The 17,895-nt window shown below is 55.2% G+C and carries 9 protein-coding genes and 1 pseudogene; 9 read left to right on the top strand and 1 reads right to left on the bottom strand.

What is annotated here, in order from left to right:
- Nucleotides 1-4: 4 nt before the first annotated feature.
- From QPM17_RS17885 to QPM17_RS17845, 9 genes are all read left to right on the top strand, one after another.
- Nucleotides 5-688, top strand: coding sequence for a response regulator transcription factor (locus tag QPM17_RS17885; protein ID WP_285392450.1), 684 nt, complete (start codon nucleotides 5-7; stop codon nucleotides 686-688).
- Nucleotides 689-802: 114 nt separating this feature from the next.
- A complete protein-coding gene (locus tag QPM17_RS17880) occupies nucleotides 803-2,419 on the top strand; it encodes a methyl-accepting chemotaxis protein (RefSeq protein ID WP_285392448.1) in 1,617 nt (538 codons plus the stop codon).
- A gap of 123 nt (nucleotides 2,420-2,542) precedes the next feature.
- Nucleotides 2,543-4,258, top strand: a complete 1,716-nt coding sequence (locus QPM17_RS17875) for an NADH-ubiquinone oxidoreductase-F iron-sulfur binding region domain-containing protein (RefSeq protein WP_285392446.1) — start codon at nucleotides 2,543-2,545, stop codon at nucleotides 4,256-4,258.
- A 10-nt stretch (nucleotides 4,259-4,268) separates the two neighbouring features.
- The gene (gene fdhF, locus QPM17_RS17870) at nucleotides 4,269-7,127 is read left to right on the top strand and encodes a formate dehydrogenase subunit alpha (RefSeq protein ID WP_285392444.1); all 2,859 of its coding nucleotides are present in this window, start codon (nucleotides 4,269-4,271) and stop codon (nucleotides 7,125-7,127) included.
- Nucleotides 7,128-7,444: 317 nt separating this feature from the next.
- A complete protein-coding gene (gene hsdR / locus QPM17_RS17865) occupies nucleotides 7,445-10,960 on the top strand; it encodes a type I restriction-modification system endonuclease (protein WP_285392686.1) in 3,516 nt (1,171 codons plus the stop codon).
- Between the two features lie 53 nt (nucleotides 10,961-11,013).
- The gene (locus tag QPM17_RS17860; RefSeq protein ID WP_285392442.1) at nucleotides 11,014-12,642 is read left to right on the top strand and encodes a class I SAM-dependent DNA methyltransferase; all 1,629 of its coding nucleotides are present in this window, start codon (nucleotides 11,014-11,016) and stop codon (nucleotides 12,640-12,642) included.
- Nucleotides 12,642-13,988 (top strand): restriction endonuclease subunit S, encoded by a 1,347-nt coding sequence (locus QPM17_RS17855; protein ID WP_285392440.1) that lies wholly within the window; start codon nucleotides 12,642-12,644, stop codon nucleotides 13,986-13,988. Before QPM17_RS17860 ends, QPM17_RS17855 begins: the two co-directional genes overlap by 1 nt.
- Before the next feature lie 122 nt (nucleotides 13,989-14,110).
- Entirely contained in the window at nucleotides 14,111-15,814 is a 1,704-nt protein-coding gene (locus tag QPM17_RS17850) for an AAA family ATPase (protein WP_285392439.1), read from the top strand.
- The gene (locus QPM17_RS17845; RefSeq protein WP_285392437.1) at nucleotides 15,815-16,966 is read left to right on the top strand and encodes a hypothetical protein; all 1,152 of its coding nucleotides are present in this window, start codon (nucleotides 15,815-15,817) and stop codon (nucleotides 16,964-16,966) included.
- 26 nt (nucleotides 16,967-16,992) lie between these two features.
- On the opposite strand, the pseudogene QPM17_RS17840 reads toward QPM17_RS17845, so the two are convergent.
- Nucleotides 16,993-17,865 (bottom strand): annotated as a pseudogene (locus QPM17_RS17840) (IS3 family transposase); the annotation flags it as partial.
- Between the last annotated feature and the right edge of the window lie 30 nt (nucleotides 17,866-17,895).

Here is a 17,895-nt window from a genome sequence, read left to right as displayed (position 1 = left end):
AACCATGAAAACCGCAATAATGATCGTGGACGACCACCCCATATTCAGGGAAGGACTTGCGAATCTGATTGGCAGGGACGATCGCTATCAGATTGTCGCAGAAGCCGCCGGGGTCACCGAAGCCATACAGGCTATGAAAAAGGAGCACCCCCAGTTGATTATTGTGGACCTCACACTCGCCGAGGGCAGTGGCCTGCAACTGATCAAACGAATCCACTCCGAGAAACCGGCCACCAAAATCCTTGTTGCCTCCATGCACGACGATATGATCTACGCCGAACGCTCACTGAGAGCAGGTGCCAATGGCTACATCAATAAAGAGCAGGCGGCATCCAAGCTCATAAGCGCAATAGAGGAGGTGTTGAGGGGCAACATTTACCTGGATCCCGCTGTGGCATCTCATATCGTCCAGCGCCGGACGCAAAAGCAGGCTCCCGTTTGGGAACGGCCAGAAGACGTGTTGTCGGATCGCGAACTGGAAGTCTTTGCGTTGCTGGGTAAGGGGCTCTCCTCGAAGGAAATCGCCGGTCGGCTGTGCGTGAGCCCAAAGACCGTGGACTCCCATCGCTATCACATGAAAAAGAAACTCGTGGTTTCCAAAAATTCGGAACTGTTGCAGCGGGCCGTGGCCTGGAACTCGAGTGACAGCGATTCCTCGGAGCAGGACAATGCTCTGATAGAAGAGTAACTGAGGAAGCCGGCCTTAAATTTCTGCCGAAAAATGGCTCGCCTCCAGGAATTTGCAATCTGGTTGTCACATTCGATGTTCACTATCGGGCCCTCATTCGATGATGGGGGCACCATGCTCAGAACGGTTCGCAGTAGGATTCTCTTCTTTTCATTTCTTTCGGTCTTTGCGCTCTCGGCTGTCGCCCTGTTGTCCTGGTCAATCATCATCAAGGCGGAAGACGCTGCAGAACAACTGATACAGAATCGCCTGACAGAATCCTGGTTGCTGAACGATCTGGAACAGGATTTGCGCCAGTTGCAGGATCTTTCTTTCAAGATCAAGGGCCAGTTGTTGCTTTGGGATGAAATCGAGGAGGAATTCGCCGCACTTTCAGAGTCGATTCCCGCCAAGTGGAGCGCTGTTAAAAAGAATGCGCAGTTGAGCCAGTGGGCCGAGGACCATGAGAGTGTTTACGAGCCTGTAGGTTTGTACCTTGAAAAGCTGGGGGAGGGAATCCGCGAGAAAAGTTACTATCAGGCAGGCAAAGCCGTGGACTTCGATCTCTTTCCTGCCTTGTCGCCAATGCTTGAGAGCATCAGTGCCCGGGAGGTGGCCAGTCGTGCCCGGATTGGTCAGGAATCCAGCGAACTGCTGGAGTATCTCGGCAGTCAGCAGGTATCTCTGATCACCGGCTTCGTCGTCTTTCTGCTGGTCATTGTGCTGATGACCCTATGGCTGAGAAAAATCGTGATCATAAGGCTGCAGCGTATCGAACAGGATCTTCGCCTGATGGATGAGTGTTCGGACCTTGCCAATACCCCGAAACTGAGCGGGTCGGATGAAGTGGCGGGGGTTGCGACCGCCCTGATTCGCCTGGTGGGCCGGTTTGAAGCGTTCATCGGTGACATCCGGGTGGCGTCACAAAGCGTCAATGATAGATCGGCGCGTCTTGATTCCCAGGCCGAAGAGCTGGAGTCCGCCTCCCAAACCACCCATCGCCAGATTCAGGATGTGACCGACTCAATGCAGGCAATTGCCGATCAGGCCTCCGCGATTGAGGCATCCACCGGCGAGTCCAGGGAGACCATCCAGGAAGCGGTCAGCGCAAACGCGGATATTCAGTCCGGTCTGAGAAAGAGTGAAACAGCGGCGGAGCACACGGTCGAAGTCATTGGTCGGGTATCCGGATCTATTCATGAGCTGACGGAATCAACGCTCAAGATCGAAAAGGTCATTGGCGTGATTGCGGACATAGCCGAACAGACGAATCTGCTGGCCCTGAATGCTGCGATAGAGGCAGCAAGAGCGGGCGAACACGGGCGCGGGTTTGCGGTTGTTGCTGATGAAGTCCGCACGTTATCAAAGCGCACTGCCGATTCCACCGGAGAAATCCGCCAGTGGGTAGGGGATCTGGTTGAAGGCGTTGAGGGCGTTGAGCATCAAATTGCAGAGATGAAAGACGCCGGACTCGGTAATCGCCAGACGCTGGAGGAACTGAAGGCCCACCTGGTGTCCATGAACCATCGGTTTTCGGACCTGGAGCTTCGCAGCGCCACCATCAATGATGCACTGACGCTTCAACGTGAGGAAATCGACCGGGTCGGCCACAGGTCCTCCGCGCTTGGCGCCCACGCGGCAACGCTGGCCCAGAGTGTCGCTGGCAGCAGGGAAGTCAGCGCGGCATTGAAACAGGAAGCGCTTTCAATGAGGGACCTTACGGCCCGGTTTCGCACGTCTACTGATTGCTGATGCGGTATTTTGAAAAATTTCGCATCTCTAGCGCCGGGATAGCCGGATGTGTTTCAATGATTTCTAGATAGTCAGGCCAGCCAACAAGGCTGTCTTTTGTACCTCTGGGCCTGGTCAAAAACAATGAGTACAGACGAAGAAAAGCCCAAACGCCGGCGCTCTGCCCTTCGAGGCCGTCAACTGGAACCGGCTATACTGTCGGAGCTGCGGGACCTGATCGGTGACGAACGTATTGATTCATCGTTGCGCCACCGGGATCGTCTGATCGAGCATCTGCATGCCTTGCAGGATGATTTCGGTTACCTCTCCATGCCCCACCTTCGCGCCTTGGCCGCCTTCATGAATCTGCCAATGGCCGCCATTTATGAAACGGCTACCTTTTACGCCCATTTCGACGTTATTCACGACGAGCAAACGCCACCGCCTGAGATAACTCTGCGGGTGTGTGACTCGCTCTCCTGTCGTTTGGCAGGAGCAGAGGCGCTGCATCAAGCGCTGTCTGATGGCGCTGATCCCGAAACGGTAAGAGTCCTGCGCGCGCCCTGCATGGGGCGTTGCGAGACGGCGCCCGTGGTAGCCGTCGGACACCATCATGTGCTGAATGCCAACGTCCGGAGTGTTGAGGCCGCGGTAGAGCAGGGGCAGGTTCAGCCAGAGGAAGTCTCCTGGCCACGCCTGGCAGACTATCGTTCGACCGGTGGTTATCAGTTGCTGATGGATTGCCGTGAAGGCCGGGTGAGCATCGAATCGCTGGCCAAGGAGCTCGAGGATGCTGGGCTTCGCGGCCTCGGCGGCGCCGGATTCCCCACCTTCCGCAAATGGCAGGCCGTGCGTGCTGAGCCGGGGCCACGCTATGCGGTGATCAACGCCGACGAAGGTGAACCTGGCACTTTCAAGGATCGTTATTACCTGGAACGTGAACCCCACACGTTCCTCGAGGGCGCGCTGGTTAGCGCCTGGTCGGTTGAGGCGAAGGCCCTGTACATTTACCTGCGGGACGAATATCCCGGGCTGCACAGAGTGCTGACCGAAGCCATTGCCGAGCTGGAAGCGGCCGAAATCGTCGCGCCGGATTTTATCATCTTGCGCCGTGGCGCTGGGGCCTATATCTGCGGCGAGGAATCCGCCCTGATTGAGTCTCTGGAGGGCAAACCGGGCAAGCCGCGCCATCGCCCGCCGTTCGTTGCCCAGAAAGGGCTCTTTGGTCAGCCCACGCTGGTGAATAACGTCGAGACGGTTTACTGGATTCCACGCATCCACGCCCAGGGCGCCGACTGGTTCGCCAGCCAGGGGCGGCATGGTCGCAAGGGGCTTCGCAGCTTTTCGGTTTCCGGGCGGGTCGCGCGGCCCGGGGTCCACCTCGCCCCTGCGGGTATCACCCTCAACGAGTTGATAGAGGAATACTGCGGCGGCATGGCGGAAAGGCATCGCCTGCTGGCCTATCTGCCCGGTGGGGCGTCCGGCGGCATACTGCCGGCCAGCAAAGCAGACATTCCACTGGACTTTGACACCCTGCAGGAACATGGCTGCTTTATCGGGTCCGCAGCTGTGATCGTGCTGTCGGATCAGGACAATCTGGCCGACGCGGCGTCCAATCTTCTGGGCTTCTTCGCCGATGAGTCCTGCGGGCAGTGCACGCCCTGCCGTGTGGGCACCGAGAAGATGCTCACCTTGCTGGAGCGGGATACCTGGGATGAGCAGACACTCCAGCAACTGGCCAGCGTGATGGCGGATGCTTCCATCTGCGGACTGGGCCAGGCTGCACCCAATCCGGTGCTGAGCCTGCTTCGAGACTTCCGCAGCGAACTCGCCAGCCAAAACCTTATAGCCAAAGGGTAGGGAGGCTGCCATGAGCAACCCCAACACAAGCTTCACCCTGACACTGGACGACATTGACGTTCAGGCCTACCCCGGCGAAACCCTGTGGCAGGTCGCCAAGCGCGCCGGCGAGACCATCCCGCATTTATGCTTCAAAGACACCCCGGGTTACCGCGCGGATGGCAATTGCCGCGCCTGCATGGTGGAAGTGGAGGGCGAGCGGGTGCTCGCCGCCAGCTGCATCCGCGAGGCAGCGCCCGGCATGGTGGTGCGAAGCGCAGCCTCCACCCGTGCCCAGGACGCCCGCAGAGCGGTGCTGGAATTGCTGCTGGCCGATCAACCCGAGCGAGCGCAAAGCCCGGACCAGTCCAGCCACCTGTGGTATACGGCGGATCAACTGGCCATCGACGCCGGTGCCGTGCGCCAGCGCCTTCCGGCCCGCTCAGAGCGCGACGAGCCCACGGTTCACCACGTTGCCCCGCGGTCGGATTCGCTGGCCCACGCCCGGGGCCATGACGCCACCCATTCAGCCATGAACGTCAATCTGGACGCCTGCATCACCTGCGGCCTATGCGAGCGCGCCTGCCGCGAGGTGCAGGGAAACGATGTTATCGGCCTGGCGCACCGTGGTGCTGCGTCCAAGGTAGTGTTCGATTTCGATGACCCCATGGGAGACAGCACCTGCGTTGCCTGCGGCGAGTGTGTGCAGGCCTGCCCGACCGGGGCGCTGATGCCCGCCACCCTGATCGATGCCCAGGGCCGGGGAGACTCCGCCACGGCTGATCGCACTGTGGATTCAGTCTGCCCCTACTGCGGCGTAGGCTGCCAGCTGACCTATCACGTCAAAGACGAGCCCTCTGAGGCAGGAGAGCAGGGCGGGCGTATTCTTTTTGTGGAAGGCAAAGATGGCCCCTCAAACCAGGGCCGGCTTTGTGTAAAGGGGCGCTTCGGCTTCGATTATCCCTCGCACCCGGCGCGGCTCACCCGGCCGCTGATCCGCCGGGAGGGCGTACCCAAGGGGCTCGACCCCGACTTTGATCCGGCCAATCCGTTAACCCACTTTCGAGAGGCCAGCTGGGAAGAGGCACTGGATCTCGCGGCAAACGGATTAACCCAACTTAAAACCCAACATGGACCGGATGCGCTGGCCGGTTTCGGCAGCGCCAAGTGCTCCAACGAAGAAGCCTGGCTGTTCCAGAAGCTCGTGCGCACCGGTTTTGGCTCCAACCACGTTGACCACTGCACGCGGCTTTGCCACGCCAGTTCCGTGGCGGCGCTGATGGAGTGCCTGGGCTCTGGTGCAGTCACCGCCTCCTTCATGCAGGCGCTCGAGGCCGACGTGGTGATCCTCACCGGCTGCAACCCGGCGGTGAACCACCCGGTGGCCGCCACCTACTTCAAGCAGGCGGCACGAAACGGCACCAGACTGGTCATCATCGATCCCCGGGGCCAGGCGCTGGATGCCTATGCCTGGCGCAGCCTGCGTTTCTCGCCGGGCGGCGACGTGTCACTGTTTAACGCCATGCTCAATGTGATTATCAGCGAAGGACTCTTTGACCAGGCCTACATTGATGCCCACACCGAGGGCTTCGAGGCACTGGCCGCCAGTGTTGTGGATATGACACCGGAGGTGATGAGCCCGGTCTGCGGCGTTGAACCAGAGGTCATTCGCGAAGTGGCCCGTGCATACGCAAAGGCCGACAGAGCGATGATCTTCTGGGGCATGGGCATCTCCCAGCACGTACACGGCACCGACAACGCCCGCTGCCTGATCTCCCTGGCCCTGACATGCGGCCACACGGGCCGGCCCGGCACCGGCCTGCATCCTTTACGCGGGCAAAACAACGTGCAGGGCGCATCCGACGCCGGTTTGATTCCCATGGTATTGCCCGACTACCAACCGGTGGGGGACGCCCAGCTGCGGGCCGCTTTCGAAGAACTCTGGGACACCGAACTGGACCCGGAGCCAGGGCTTACCGTGGTGGAGATCATGGATGCCATCAAAGCAGGCACGATCAAGGGCATGTACATCCTCGGCGAAAACCCCGCGATGTCCGATCCCGATCTGACCCACGCCCGGGCCGCGCTTGGTGCCCTGGAGCACCTGGTGGTGCAGGACCTGTTCGCCACCGAGACCGCCCAGTTTGCCGACGTTATTCTGCCAGCCGCCGCCTGGTCGGAAAAAACAGGCACCGTCACCAACACCAACCGGCAGGTGCAAATGGGCCGTGCCGCGCTGCCGCCGCCAGGGGAGGCAAAGCCAGACTGGTGGGTTATTCAGGAAATTGCCCGGCGTTTCGGGCTGGCCTGGAACTACGCCGGCCCCGAGCAGGTGTTTGCGGAAATGAAGCAGGGCATGCATTCACTGGATCATATCTCCTGGTCCCGGCTGGAACGCGAAGGATCGGTGACCTATCCATGTCCGGCTGATGATGCCCCGGGGCAGGACGTTGTCTTCTCTGACGCCTTTCCACGCGCCGGGGGCCGGGCCAGATTCTCTCCGACCTGGCCGCTGCCGCCGGACGAGCCGGTGGATGAGGCCTATCCCATCGTGTTAACCACCGGTCGACTGCTTGAGCACTGGCACACCGGCGCCATGACCCGTCGCAGCCGGGTACTGGACGAGCGCGAACCCGAAGCTGCGGCCTACCTGGCACCGGTGGAGTTGGCGCGCCTGGGCGTCGAAGCGGGTGATGCCATCGACGTTGTCACCCGGCGCGGCAGCATCACCCTGACGGCACGGGTCGATCAGTCCATGCCCGAGGGCATGGTGTTTATACCCTTTGCCTTTGTGGAGGCGGCCGCCAATGTGCTCACGAATCCGGCGCTGGACCCGTTCGGGAAAATTCCAGAGTTCAAATATGCGGCGTGCCGGCTGAGCCCGGCCTAGTTTCCAAAACCAACGGGCTCTTGCAGAACGTCCGCAGGCTTGAACAGCAGAAACAAGTGCTGACCCAGAACGGCAACAGCAACTCCGCCAGATAACCACCGACTCGAAAAGCAGTAGGCCGAACTGGAAGGCAGCCTCAAGCGCCGCGAACGGAAAAGGGGGCTCTGATTTTAAGGGTGGGATATCTCCATCCTTGTTCGAAGACAAAAAATAGAGGTATTTTTTACCATTTAACTTCATCCCTGTTTTTGAACCTTTCTTCAGTCTGTTATTGTCTGTTTAAGCTGTTGCTTTCGAGGGATACGTTGAACAATAAAATGGAACAAGCGTCACCCAACTTTGGCTTTCTCGCCGAACACGATCCGTTGTTTGCAGATCTGGCGGGTGCCGCAGAACAGGTATTCTCCAGCGATCCGAATTCCACACTGATAAAGCTTCGTCAATTAGGTGAAGCTCTAGCCCAGCATCTGGCCGCGCTGTCCGGCATAGAGTTCGACGAGCAAACCAGTCAGTCCGACCTGCTTTACCGCCTCAATCGCGAGCTGCGACTTGAGCCCCAGGTGAAAGAGCTTTTCCACACGCTGCGAATTGAGGGCAACAAAGCCACTCACCAATTTCGTACTCGCCATAAAGAAGCAATGGATGGTCTAAAGCTGGCGCGAGAATTGGCCATCTGGTTCCACCGATCTTTCGGTAAGGCAGGCGCAAGCTTCAAGCCTGGCCCCTTTATTCCGCCTCCTGACCCTAGTGCTGAGTTGCGGCAACTCCATGGGGATATCGAAAAACTCCGCCACGAGCTTCAGCAGGCAAACATGGAGCTGGACAGCAGCCAGCAACTGAGCCAGCTTATCGAAAAAGAAAAGACAGAATACGAGGCACTGGCTCTTGAAATGGATAAGGAGTCTCGCGCCCTGGCTGAGCAGGCGCAGGCTCATGAGCAAATCCTCGAACAACAGCAAAAAGACTACGAGAAGAAAATAAAAGCCCTGCAAGATCAGCTGAGCCAGCAGGGCGAAGACTCGGTGAAAGAACATCGCCAAGAAGTGGCCAAGCAAACAAAGGCGGCTAGCGACACCTTAGTTTTAAATGAAGAGCTCACCCGCATTCTTATCGACCAGCAACTCGTTGAGGCAGGCTGGGAGGCTGACAGCCAGGAACTCACCTATCAGAAGGGTGCACGGCCAGAAAAGGGCACCTACCGCGCTATTGCCGAATGGCCCACCAATCACAACGGTGAGAAAGGCCGTGCTGATTACCTGCTTTTCGCCGGGCTAACGCCCATCGCTGTGGTCGAAGCCAAGAAAGAAAACACCAACGTCGCAGGCAAAATCAGACAGGCCGAGCGTTACAGCAAGGGCTTGAAGATAGAACAGCCGATTGTTGGTGCATGGGAATTAAATGGCAGGACCATTGCGTGGCCTGCGGATGAGGAAGGGCATTACATGGTGCCTTTCGTCTACTCCTGCAACGGCCGCCCCTATATCCCACAGCTCGCTGAGCAATCAGGTACCTGGTTTCGAGACGTTCGGGACAGCAGTAACACCCGTCGAGCTTTACCAAGCTTCCATACCCCCGGTGGGTTGCTGGACCTTCTGGAGCGCGATAAGGAAAACGCCGAAAAACTGCTGAAAGACGAACCTTTCGGTTACCTCAAACTCAGGGATTATCAGCAGAGCGCGATCCAAGCGACGGAAAATGCGTTGGCGAAGGGTATCCGCTCGGCCTTGTTAGCGATGGCCACTGGTACCGGTAAGACTCGTACCATCATCGGGTTGATGTACCGGTTCCTGAAGACTGAACGGTTCCGGCGGATTCTATTCCTGGTAGATCGAACCGCTCTGGGCCAGCAAGCCATTGATGCGTTCAATGAAGCGCCGCTGGAGCAAAGCCATACCCTGAGCAAAATCTACAATGTGGCCGAGCTCGGGGACATGGCGGCAGAGGCCGAAACCCGGGTACAGGTCGCCACTGTTCAGGCCATGGTGAAGCGCATCTTTATGAGCGACGAGCCACCGCCGATTGATCAGTTCGACTGCATCATTATCGACGAAGCTCACCGGGGTTATACCCTAGACCAAGAGATGACCGAGGGCGAACTGGCTACTCGCGACACCAGCCAGTACATCTCCAGCTATCGGCGCGTCCTGGACTATTTTGATGCCGTGAAGATTGGCCTGACGGCGACACCTGCCAAGCACACCAGCGAAATTTTCGGCAAACCCGTTTATACCTATTCCTACCGGGAAGCGGTTGCGGACGACTGGCTCATTGACCACGAACCGCCTATCCGTTATGAAACCCTCCTGACCCAGAACGGCATCCAGTTTGAAAAGGGTAAGCCCGTCGAAGTCATCAACACGAAAACCGGCGAGGTGGATACCACCGAGCTGGAAGACGAACTGAACTTTGAGGTGGACACCTTCAACCGCCGGGTCATCAACGAAAACTTCAACCGCGTGATCTGCGAACAACTGGTGCAGGAGCTGGATCCCTTTGGCGATGAGAAGACCATGATCTTCTGTGCGACGGATCTGCACGCCGACATGGTGAAGCGGTTATTAGATGATGCGTTCAAGGAACTCTACAACGGCGAGTATAACGAAGCGGCCGTGGCCAAAATCACCGGCCAAAGCGATAAAGTGGGGCAGCTCATCCGGCGCTACAAGAATGAGCGTTACCCAGGCATTGCCATTACCGTAGACCTACTGACTACCGGCATCGACGTTCCTCCAATCTGCAACCTGGTCTTCATGCGCCGGGTACGCTCCCGTATTCTTTACGAGCAAATGATTGGCCGCGCGACCCGCCGTTGCGACGAGATAGGCAAGACCGTTTTTCGCATCTATGACCCTGTGGACATTTACGCCGCTCTGCAGGATGTGAATACCATGAAGCCCTTGGTGCGGGACCCAAACATCACCCTGGAGCAACTGGTTGATGAACTAACAGACGAGAGCCAGCTTGAAACCGCCCTCAATAGTCCCGGTGAGCAAGAAGGTGAAACCCAGGCTGACGCCGTGCTCAGCCAGCTCAGCCAAAAGCTGATGCGTGTGTTACGCAAGGCGGACAACAAAGCCGAAACAAAGCCAGAGCTCAAACAGAAACTCGATGAGCTGCATCAGACCTGGGGCGTGGAGCCCAAGTCCTTGCACCAGCACCTTCATAAACTGGGTCCTCGCCAGGCATCTGAGTTCATTCGTGAGCATGGTGGCCTGATGGATCAGTTAGCCGAAGTGAAGTCACTGGCAGGCAGCGAGTACATGCCCCTGATCTCCGAACACGAAGACGAAATTCGGGAGCGCACCCAAAGCTACGGACCTCATGATAAGCCTGAGGACTACTTGGATAGCTTCAACCAATTCGTCCGCGAACAGATGAACCAGTCAGCGGCACTGTCTGTGGTGGTTAACAAACCCCGCGACCTAACGCGCGAGCAGCTTCGGGAAGTGAAGTTGCTGCTGGACAACAACGGCTATTCCGAGGCGAAGCTGCAAAGTGCCGTGCGCAATCAGACCAACAAAGACATTGCCGCCAGCATTATCGGCCACATCCGTCGAGCCGCATTGGGGGAACCCTTGAAGCCATTTGAGCAACGTGTGGCAGAAGCTATGGACCGAATTCATACCCAACACAACTGGACTCCCGCTCAGCGAAAATGGCTGGATCGCCTGGCCAAACAGCTAACACATGAAGTGATTATCGACCGTGAAACCGTCAACCAGCTGCCGGCATTTCAAGGCGGTGCTAAGCAATTGGACAAAGTGTTAGGCGATCAGTTGGATACGGTGCTAGAAGAACTGGGCGACGCAATGTGGCCGCGCGAAAGCGCCTAAAAAAAGATAACTGAGATAAGCGAATTTTCAGCCTTGCCTCTACAGGAAAAAGCATGACTAATAACGATATCGTCCAAAAACTCTGGAACCTCTGTGACGTCCTGCGGGACGACGGCATCAACTACTCGGATTACGTGACCGAATTGGTCATGCTGTTGTTCATCAAGATGGTCCACGAGAACACCGAGGCCGGCACGCTCAAAAAACACCCATTGCCAGAGGGCTGCCGCTGGACAGATCTGAACACCAAATCCGGCATTAACCTGCTGAACGACTACAAGCGCATTCTGCTGAGCCTCTCCACCGGCAAGGACGGCGACGGTAACACTGTTCATGATGACCCGCTGATCAGCGCCGTCTATGCCGATGCTCAGACCCGTCTGCGCGAGCCCCGTCATCTGGAACAGATGATCAAGGCGCTTGATCAAATCGACTGGTTCAATGCCCAGCAGGACGGTTTGGGCGATCTTTACGAGGGCCTTCTTGAGAAAAACGCTAACGAAACCAAGTCCGGGGCCGGCCAGTACTTCACGCCTCGCGCATTGATTAGCACCATGGTGCGCTGCCTCAAACCGCAGGCCGGGGAAGTCATCCAGGACCCAGCCGCGGGAACGGCAGGCTTTTTGATCGAAGCTGACCGATACATCAAACAGCAAACGGATGAGCTGTTTGACTTAAATGCGCAGCAACAAAGCTTTCAGCGCAACAAGGCCTTTGTCGGCATTGAGTTGGTGCCTGGCACTCGCCGCCTGGCGCTGATGAACTGCCTGCTACACGGCATGGAAGGGGATGAGGAAGGTGTGGTTCACCTGGGGAACGCCCTGGGCCAGACCGGTGCTAGTTTGCCGAAGGCTGATGTGATCCTGGCGAATCCGCCTTTTGGTACTTCCAAGGGCGGCGACGCAAGTATTACTAGGGACGACCTAACCTACAAAACCAGCAACAAGCAGCTGGCGTTCTTGCAGCATATCTATCGGAACCTCAAGCCCGGTGGTCGCGCCGCCGTGGTGTTGCCAGACAACGTACTGTTCGAGGCTGGCGTAGGCACCGATGTGCGCCGGGACTTGATGCACAAGTGCAACCTGCACACCATCCTGCGCCTGCCCACCGGCATCTTCTACGCCCATGGCGTGAAGACCAATGTGCTGTTCTTCACCAAGGGCAGCCCGGGTAACAAACAGCAGGAAGAAAACTGCACCGAAAACGTCTGGGTCTACGACTTGCGCACCAACATGCCCAGCTTTGGGAAGCGCACGCCTTTTGGGGAGCAACACCTGAAACCGTTTGAAACCGTCTACGGCGAAGATCCTAACGGCCAAAGCCCCCGCAAAGAGGGCGAGTGGAGCTTCCATTCCGAAGACATTGAACTGCCGGAGGAAACGAAAGCGACCGACGAAAACCAGGGCGTGGATGAGCGCATGGTGCATAGCCGTTGGCGTTGTTTCTCGCGGGAATGGATCGCCGAACACAAGGGAGACTCGCTGGATATTTCCTGGCTGAAGGACAGTGAAAGCATGGATGCCGCTAACCTACCTGAGCCTAACGTGTTGGCGGGTGAAGCTATGCGGGAGCTTGTGCAGGCTTTGGGAGAGATGGATGCGTTGATTCGAGAATTGGGAGCCGAGGAAGAGGCTGACGGACAGCGTGTTTCGTTGGACGAAATGTTTGGGAGGCGGCCGTAATGGGCGTAAGTTCGGCTCCCTGCAGTTGGAGAATCACGACCCTTGGCTCAGTTGTTGAGTTAACTTACGGCAAGTCATTGCCAGCTAAAGTGAGGGACGGGGAATTGTTCCCTGTTTTTGGCTCGAATGGTGAAGTAGGCAAGCACAGCTCGCCCTTGGTGAAAACCCCAGGACTTATCATCGGGAGAAAAGGCTCTTTCGGCGAAGTGCACATTTCAGAGAACCCTTTTTTTCCAATCGATACAACTTACTACGTAGATAAGTTTTATGGTCAGCCAATTCGCTATTGGTTTTATCAGCTCCGGTATTTGCCTTTAAATCAGCTGAACCGAGCGACAGCTATTCCCGGCTTGAATAGAGAGGATGCTTACTCTCAAGAAATTGCATTGCCGCCCCTGGCCGAACAGAAGGTCATCGCCGACAAACTCGACACCCTGCTGGCCCAGGTGGAAAACACCAAAGCCCGCCTCGAACGGATCCCGCAAATCCTCAAACGCTTCCGCCAGTCCGTGCTGGCTGCGGCGGTGAGTGGGCGGTTGACGGAAGAGTGGCGTGGAAAAAGTGAATACAAGAGTTTGGATTTAGGGCTAGAAAAATCAGGCGAAGTCATCTTTTGTCCCGAAGATTGGCAAATGACAACCCTCACGGAAGCTTGCAAGGTCATCTCGGGAAATGCTTTTAAAAGTAATGAATTTACCGATGTCGGAGCCACTCCGGCGATCAAGATTTCGAACGTTCAATACGGATCGTTCGAGAAGAAAAACCAGCAGTATCTACCAAGAGAATATCTGACGACTTATAAAAGATTCGAGGTCCTCCCCGGAGACCTGCTGATGGCTCTCACACGGCCGATAACGAATGACACATTGAAAGTCTGTAGGTATCCAATCTCGGAGGCAGTTGGTCTCCTGAATCAGCGTGTCGCAAAGTTTGTATTTCATAACGAAAGACAGAAAGAGTTCTTTGAACTGCTGTTTCAGTCGAATTACTTTAAGCTTCAAGTTTACGATAAGCTCTCCGAAACTTTGCAACCAAATCTTTCTCCAGTGAACCTCAAGAAATTTATAATTTCTCTGCCATCTGGAAATGAGCAAACCGAAATCGTCCGCCGCGTCGACCAACTCTTCGCCCACGCCGACCGCATCGAGCAACAGGTCAACAGCGCCCTGACGCGTGTCAACAACCTCACCCAGTCCATTCTAGCGAAAGCATTCCGAGGCGAACTCACCAAGCAGTGGCGCAAGGACAACCCGGACCTGATCAGCGGCGAGAACAGCGCCGAGGCGTTGCTTAAGTCTATTAAAGCCGAAAGGGCTCGAAGCGCGAGTATGAAACGGAGAAGCTAACGCAGAGCGCATTGGTTTTGTCTCTGAAAAAGAACCTGCTGCTGGGTAGCGCGACGAAGGAAACATCTGCGAGAGGGTTCAATTAGAGACTTTTTGGAACTTTTATAGGGTTGGAGAAATTTATGCGCCTTTTGTCACTCACGCTGCATGGTCAGTATAAAGGCTTAAAGGACCAGACCTTTGATTTCAGTCAGACAACGGGCAATGTCTTCGCTGTGATAGGTTTAAATGGCTCCGGCAAGTCTCAATTTTTCGAGTTGATCAGCGAGACTTTGGCCTATCTTGAGCGTTGGTGTCGTGAGGATTTTACAACCAAAAAAGGACTGGGCTTTGGTGTCACAATTCAATATGAGTGGGATTTCCGATATGAGCCGTTTGTGCGCGTTCGCCCGAATGGAATCGCTGATGACGCTCACACAGTGAAATTATCGGTGTCTGTAGGGCGTTTAGGAAATGTCAGTGCTTCTTGGTTCCGAGACAATGACTGGGAAGAGCTTAGGGATGCGTCCACGATTCCCATTCCCAACATTGTTGGCTATGCATCTGGGTTGAATGAAAATCTTCAGCGCAGTTTTATGAAAAATGCCGTTCAGCAGTTCGAAGTGCGGAGGATTAGCGCAAGACGACAAAAAGAGTTATCTGGTGATATTGATGAGTATGACCAGTCTGATATCAATCAACGCTACGTCGAGAAATACCCCCATCTCTTTAAGGCTCAGACTGGTGAAGCGTTTGAGCAGGGAGGTTTCCTCGACGTAAATGAGGTTAATTCTCGCGCAAGTCATTTCGTCTATTTGGACTATGACAACGTTACTTTGTTGCTCCTCAGTCTTTCGGTCTTGCCGCCAGAAGCTGTAGGTGAGTTATTCAAAGAACTGGCTTTTAAGTACCCTTCTAAAGCTGTTCTGAGTTACGACTTTCGGTCGGGCGTGGTCTATGAGGATTCAATTAAGGATGTCCAGTTGTTAACTCGCATAGCGGGAGTAGACAATTTCTCGCCTGTCGGGCAAAGAAGCACCGATGCTCAATATGAGAGTTACGAGTTGGACTATCTATCGGGACAAATAACGCTAGATCTTCGCGATCGTGATGTCTTAGAAGGTTTGCGAGAATCGAACTATGGTAATCCTTACACGCTGTTCGGAAGGCTGTTCAAGTTGCAGCAGCTCGGCGTGAAAAACTGGCCGTACCCGGCTCGCCAGATTCTGAAGAAGGATGACTTTCTGGGAACAGTAAAGAAGCCCTTAAAGACTCCGCTGCCGCTGCATGTGAGCACGCTGCTTCTCGCTGACGAAGCTGGAAGAGAGGTAAGCTTTGATGACTTGTCAGATGGTGAGGCCCAAATGATGCAGGTGCTTGCTGCAACCAAAGTGTTCAGCGCGTCGCAGGCACTGATGCTTTTTGACGAACCAGAAACGCATTTGAATCCTTCATGGAGGACGTATTTCCATCACCATCTCTCGAAGGCTGTCTTCAAAACCGGAGATTCCCAAACGATTTCTCAGCTTTTCATTTCAACCCACTCTCCGTTCATGGTTTCCTCTTTAAAACAAGAGAACGTGTTTTTATTTGAGCGGAAAGAAAACCATGTAATTTCTATGGAGCCTGCTTCTAGCCAGACCTACGGGGCATCTTTTGATCTACTGATCAAAGATTTTTATGGTCTGCGCTCATTGGTCTCGCAGTCAGTGATAGAGGAAGTTAAGAAGCGATTGCCCAAGAATCTCGATGATGGAGAAGGTGCTGTAGAGGCGCTCCGTTGGATAGAGGCAAATTTGGGTGAGTCGATGGAAAAGGCCTACCTCCTAAGGAAGCTGCAGAACTAAATGTTATTTCCCCTCCATAGAAATACGCCCCGCTGTGTGGTCTTTGAATTCCTTAATTCGGAACTGCTACATTTTCTGCGCGCGAGCATTACCAGTGTGAGCTTTTCGCAAGATCTGTTCAGTTCACACGATATCGGTAACGCACGCGTTCCGAGCGTATGTTGGAGTAATATCCCAACGCAAAATAAGTTCCGCGCAGTTTGGAATAACCTGCCACAAAGGGCACAAGAGCGCCAGAGAGTCTATGACATCATCCATAGCTCTCAGGACATTGACGCTTATTTCGACGATACAGCCAAAGAATTGCCTCAACTGAATTCACCAGAGCTATCCGAGGCTTTGAAGGACCTAACGATTCACCTATTCACACGCACTAAGGATCTGGAGGGGACGAAAACTCAAGCGAACGGTTCCATAGGGCAGCATTTCCAACAGTTTATACATGTAAATAATGATAGTGAGCTCTGCCCTTTATGTGGGACAGCTCGGCTATCTCAGAACAGGGCCCATTTAGGTCCGGAAGATCAATGGCGCGCCGACTATGATCATCTTCTGTGTAAAGACCGTTATCCAATCTTTGGTGCCCATCCGGGCAATTTTATTCCTACTTGTCACATCTGCAATTCCAAGGCAAAGGGTGCTAGAGATCTACTCCGGGAAAAAGATGGCCACAGGCGAAGGGCGTTTTATCCGCTGCCTCCTTCGCAGGACTTTTGCTACCAGTACCTTTTAATCGAGGTGACGCCAAAGGTGGTGGAAGATTTGGTTAACGGAGAGTGGGAAGAGCCTCTGTCCGAAACTGTGGTTTCATTTGAATCAGCGCCCCAAATTGTAAAAGAAAAAATAGAAGTTTGGGACGAGGTATATAAAGTCGTATCTCGGGTTGAACATCATATAACCACCTACCTTTGTGAGCGAGTCGCATCAGATCTAAGGGCAATGGATTATGCTGACTTTCGTGCGCAGTTGAGTCGTTTCTCGGCAGAGGCGCCGGCGGATTGGCGTTCTATGGAGTGGCGCTTTTGGTGGCATAGGGTTTACGAGTACTTAAATCGGCAGAATGAGCCGTTCCTTCAGGATCTTTGGTCATTGATCGACTGGAAGCAAAAGCAGGTGAGTGACCAAGAGATGAGTTCAACCTTTGATTTTTAGGCCAGGCTATGACCTGCCCCCAGTCTTTAATCCAACTGCTCCCTAGTAATGTCCGTTACTTTTGAATCAGTTTTTCCAAGTCGGAGAGCGGAGGCAAACTCCAAGGGTGTCTGATACCCCAGGGATGAATGCGGACGCTGCTCATTGTAGTCCAAGCGCCAATTGCTGATCTTCTCACGAGCATGAGCGAGATCCCGAAACCAGTGTTCATTCAGACACTCATCCCGGAATTTTCCGTTAAAGCTCTCGACGTAACCATTCTGCATCGGCTTTCCGGGCTGGATCAGCTTCAGTTCAACGCCATGGCGGTAGGCCCATTGATCGAGTGCTCTGCCAGTGAATTCCGGCCCCTGATCGGTTCTCACGGCTTTCGGATAGCCTCGGAAGGCCGCAATGCCATCCAGGGTTCGGACAACCTGTTCACCCGAGATGCCCATGGCCACGGGAATATCGAGGCACTCCTTGGTGAAGTCATCCACAATCGTCAGGCATTTGATCCTGCGTCCGTTGGCCAATGAATCCATGACGAAGTCCATGGACCACGTATGGTTTGGCGCATCAGGCAACACCAGGGGCTGCCGTTCGACCATCACACCTTTACGGCGCTTGCGTTTGCGGACGGCCAAGCCTGCCTCCCGGTAAAGCCGATAAACCTTCTTGTGATTCACTTCAGCACCCTCACGACGCAGCAACTGGTGAACACGCCGATACCCGAACCGGCGGCGTTCGAACGCAATAGCTTTGATGCGCTCTGTCAGCTCGCGCTCTTCTGGAGAACGCTGAGACTGATACCGCATCGTTGCGCGGGATAACCCGACGAGTGAACAGGCTTTGCGCTCGGATATCGTCGTCTTGCATATTCCGGCGAACGTGAACGCCCATTCTGGCTGAACGTGAACACCTTTTTTCTTAACGCATCACCCACCGGA

The organism is Marinobacter azerbaijanicus (assembly GCF_030250645.1).
GTDB lineage: Bacteria > Pseudomonadota > Gammaproteobacteria > Pseudomonadales > Oleiphilaceae > Marinobacter > Marinobacter azerbaijanicus.
This window is presented reverse-complemented; position numbering and strand designations above follow the sequence as displayed.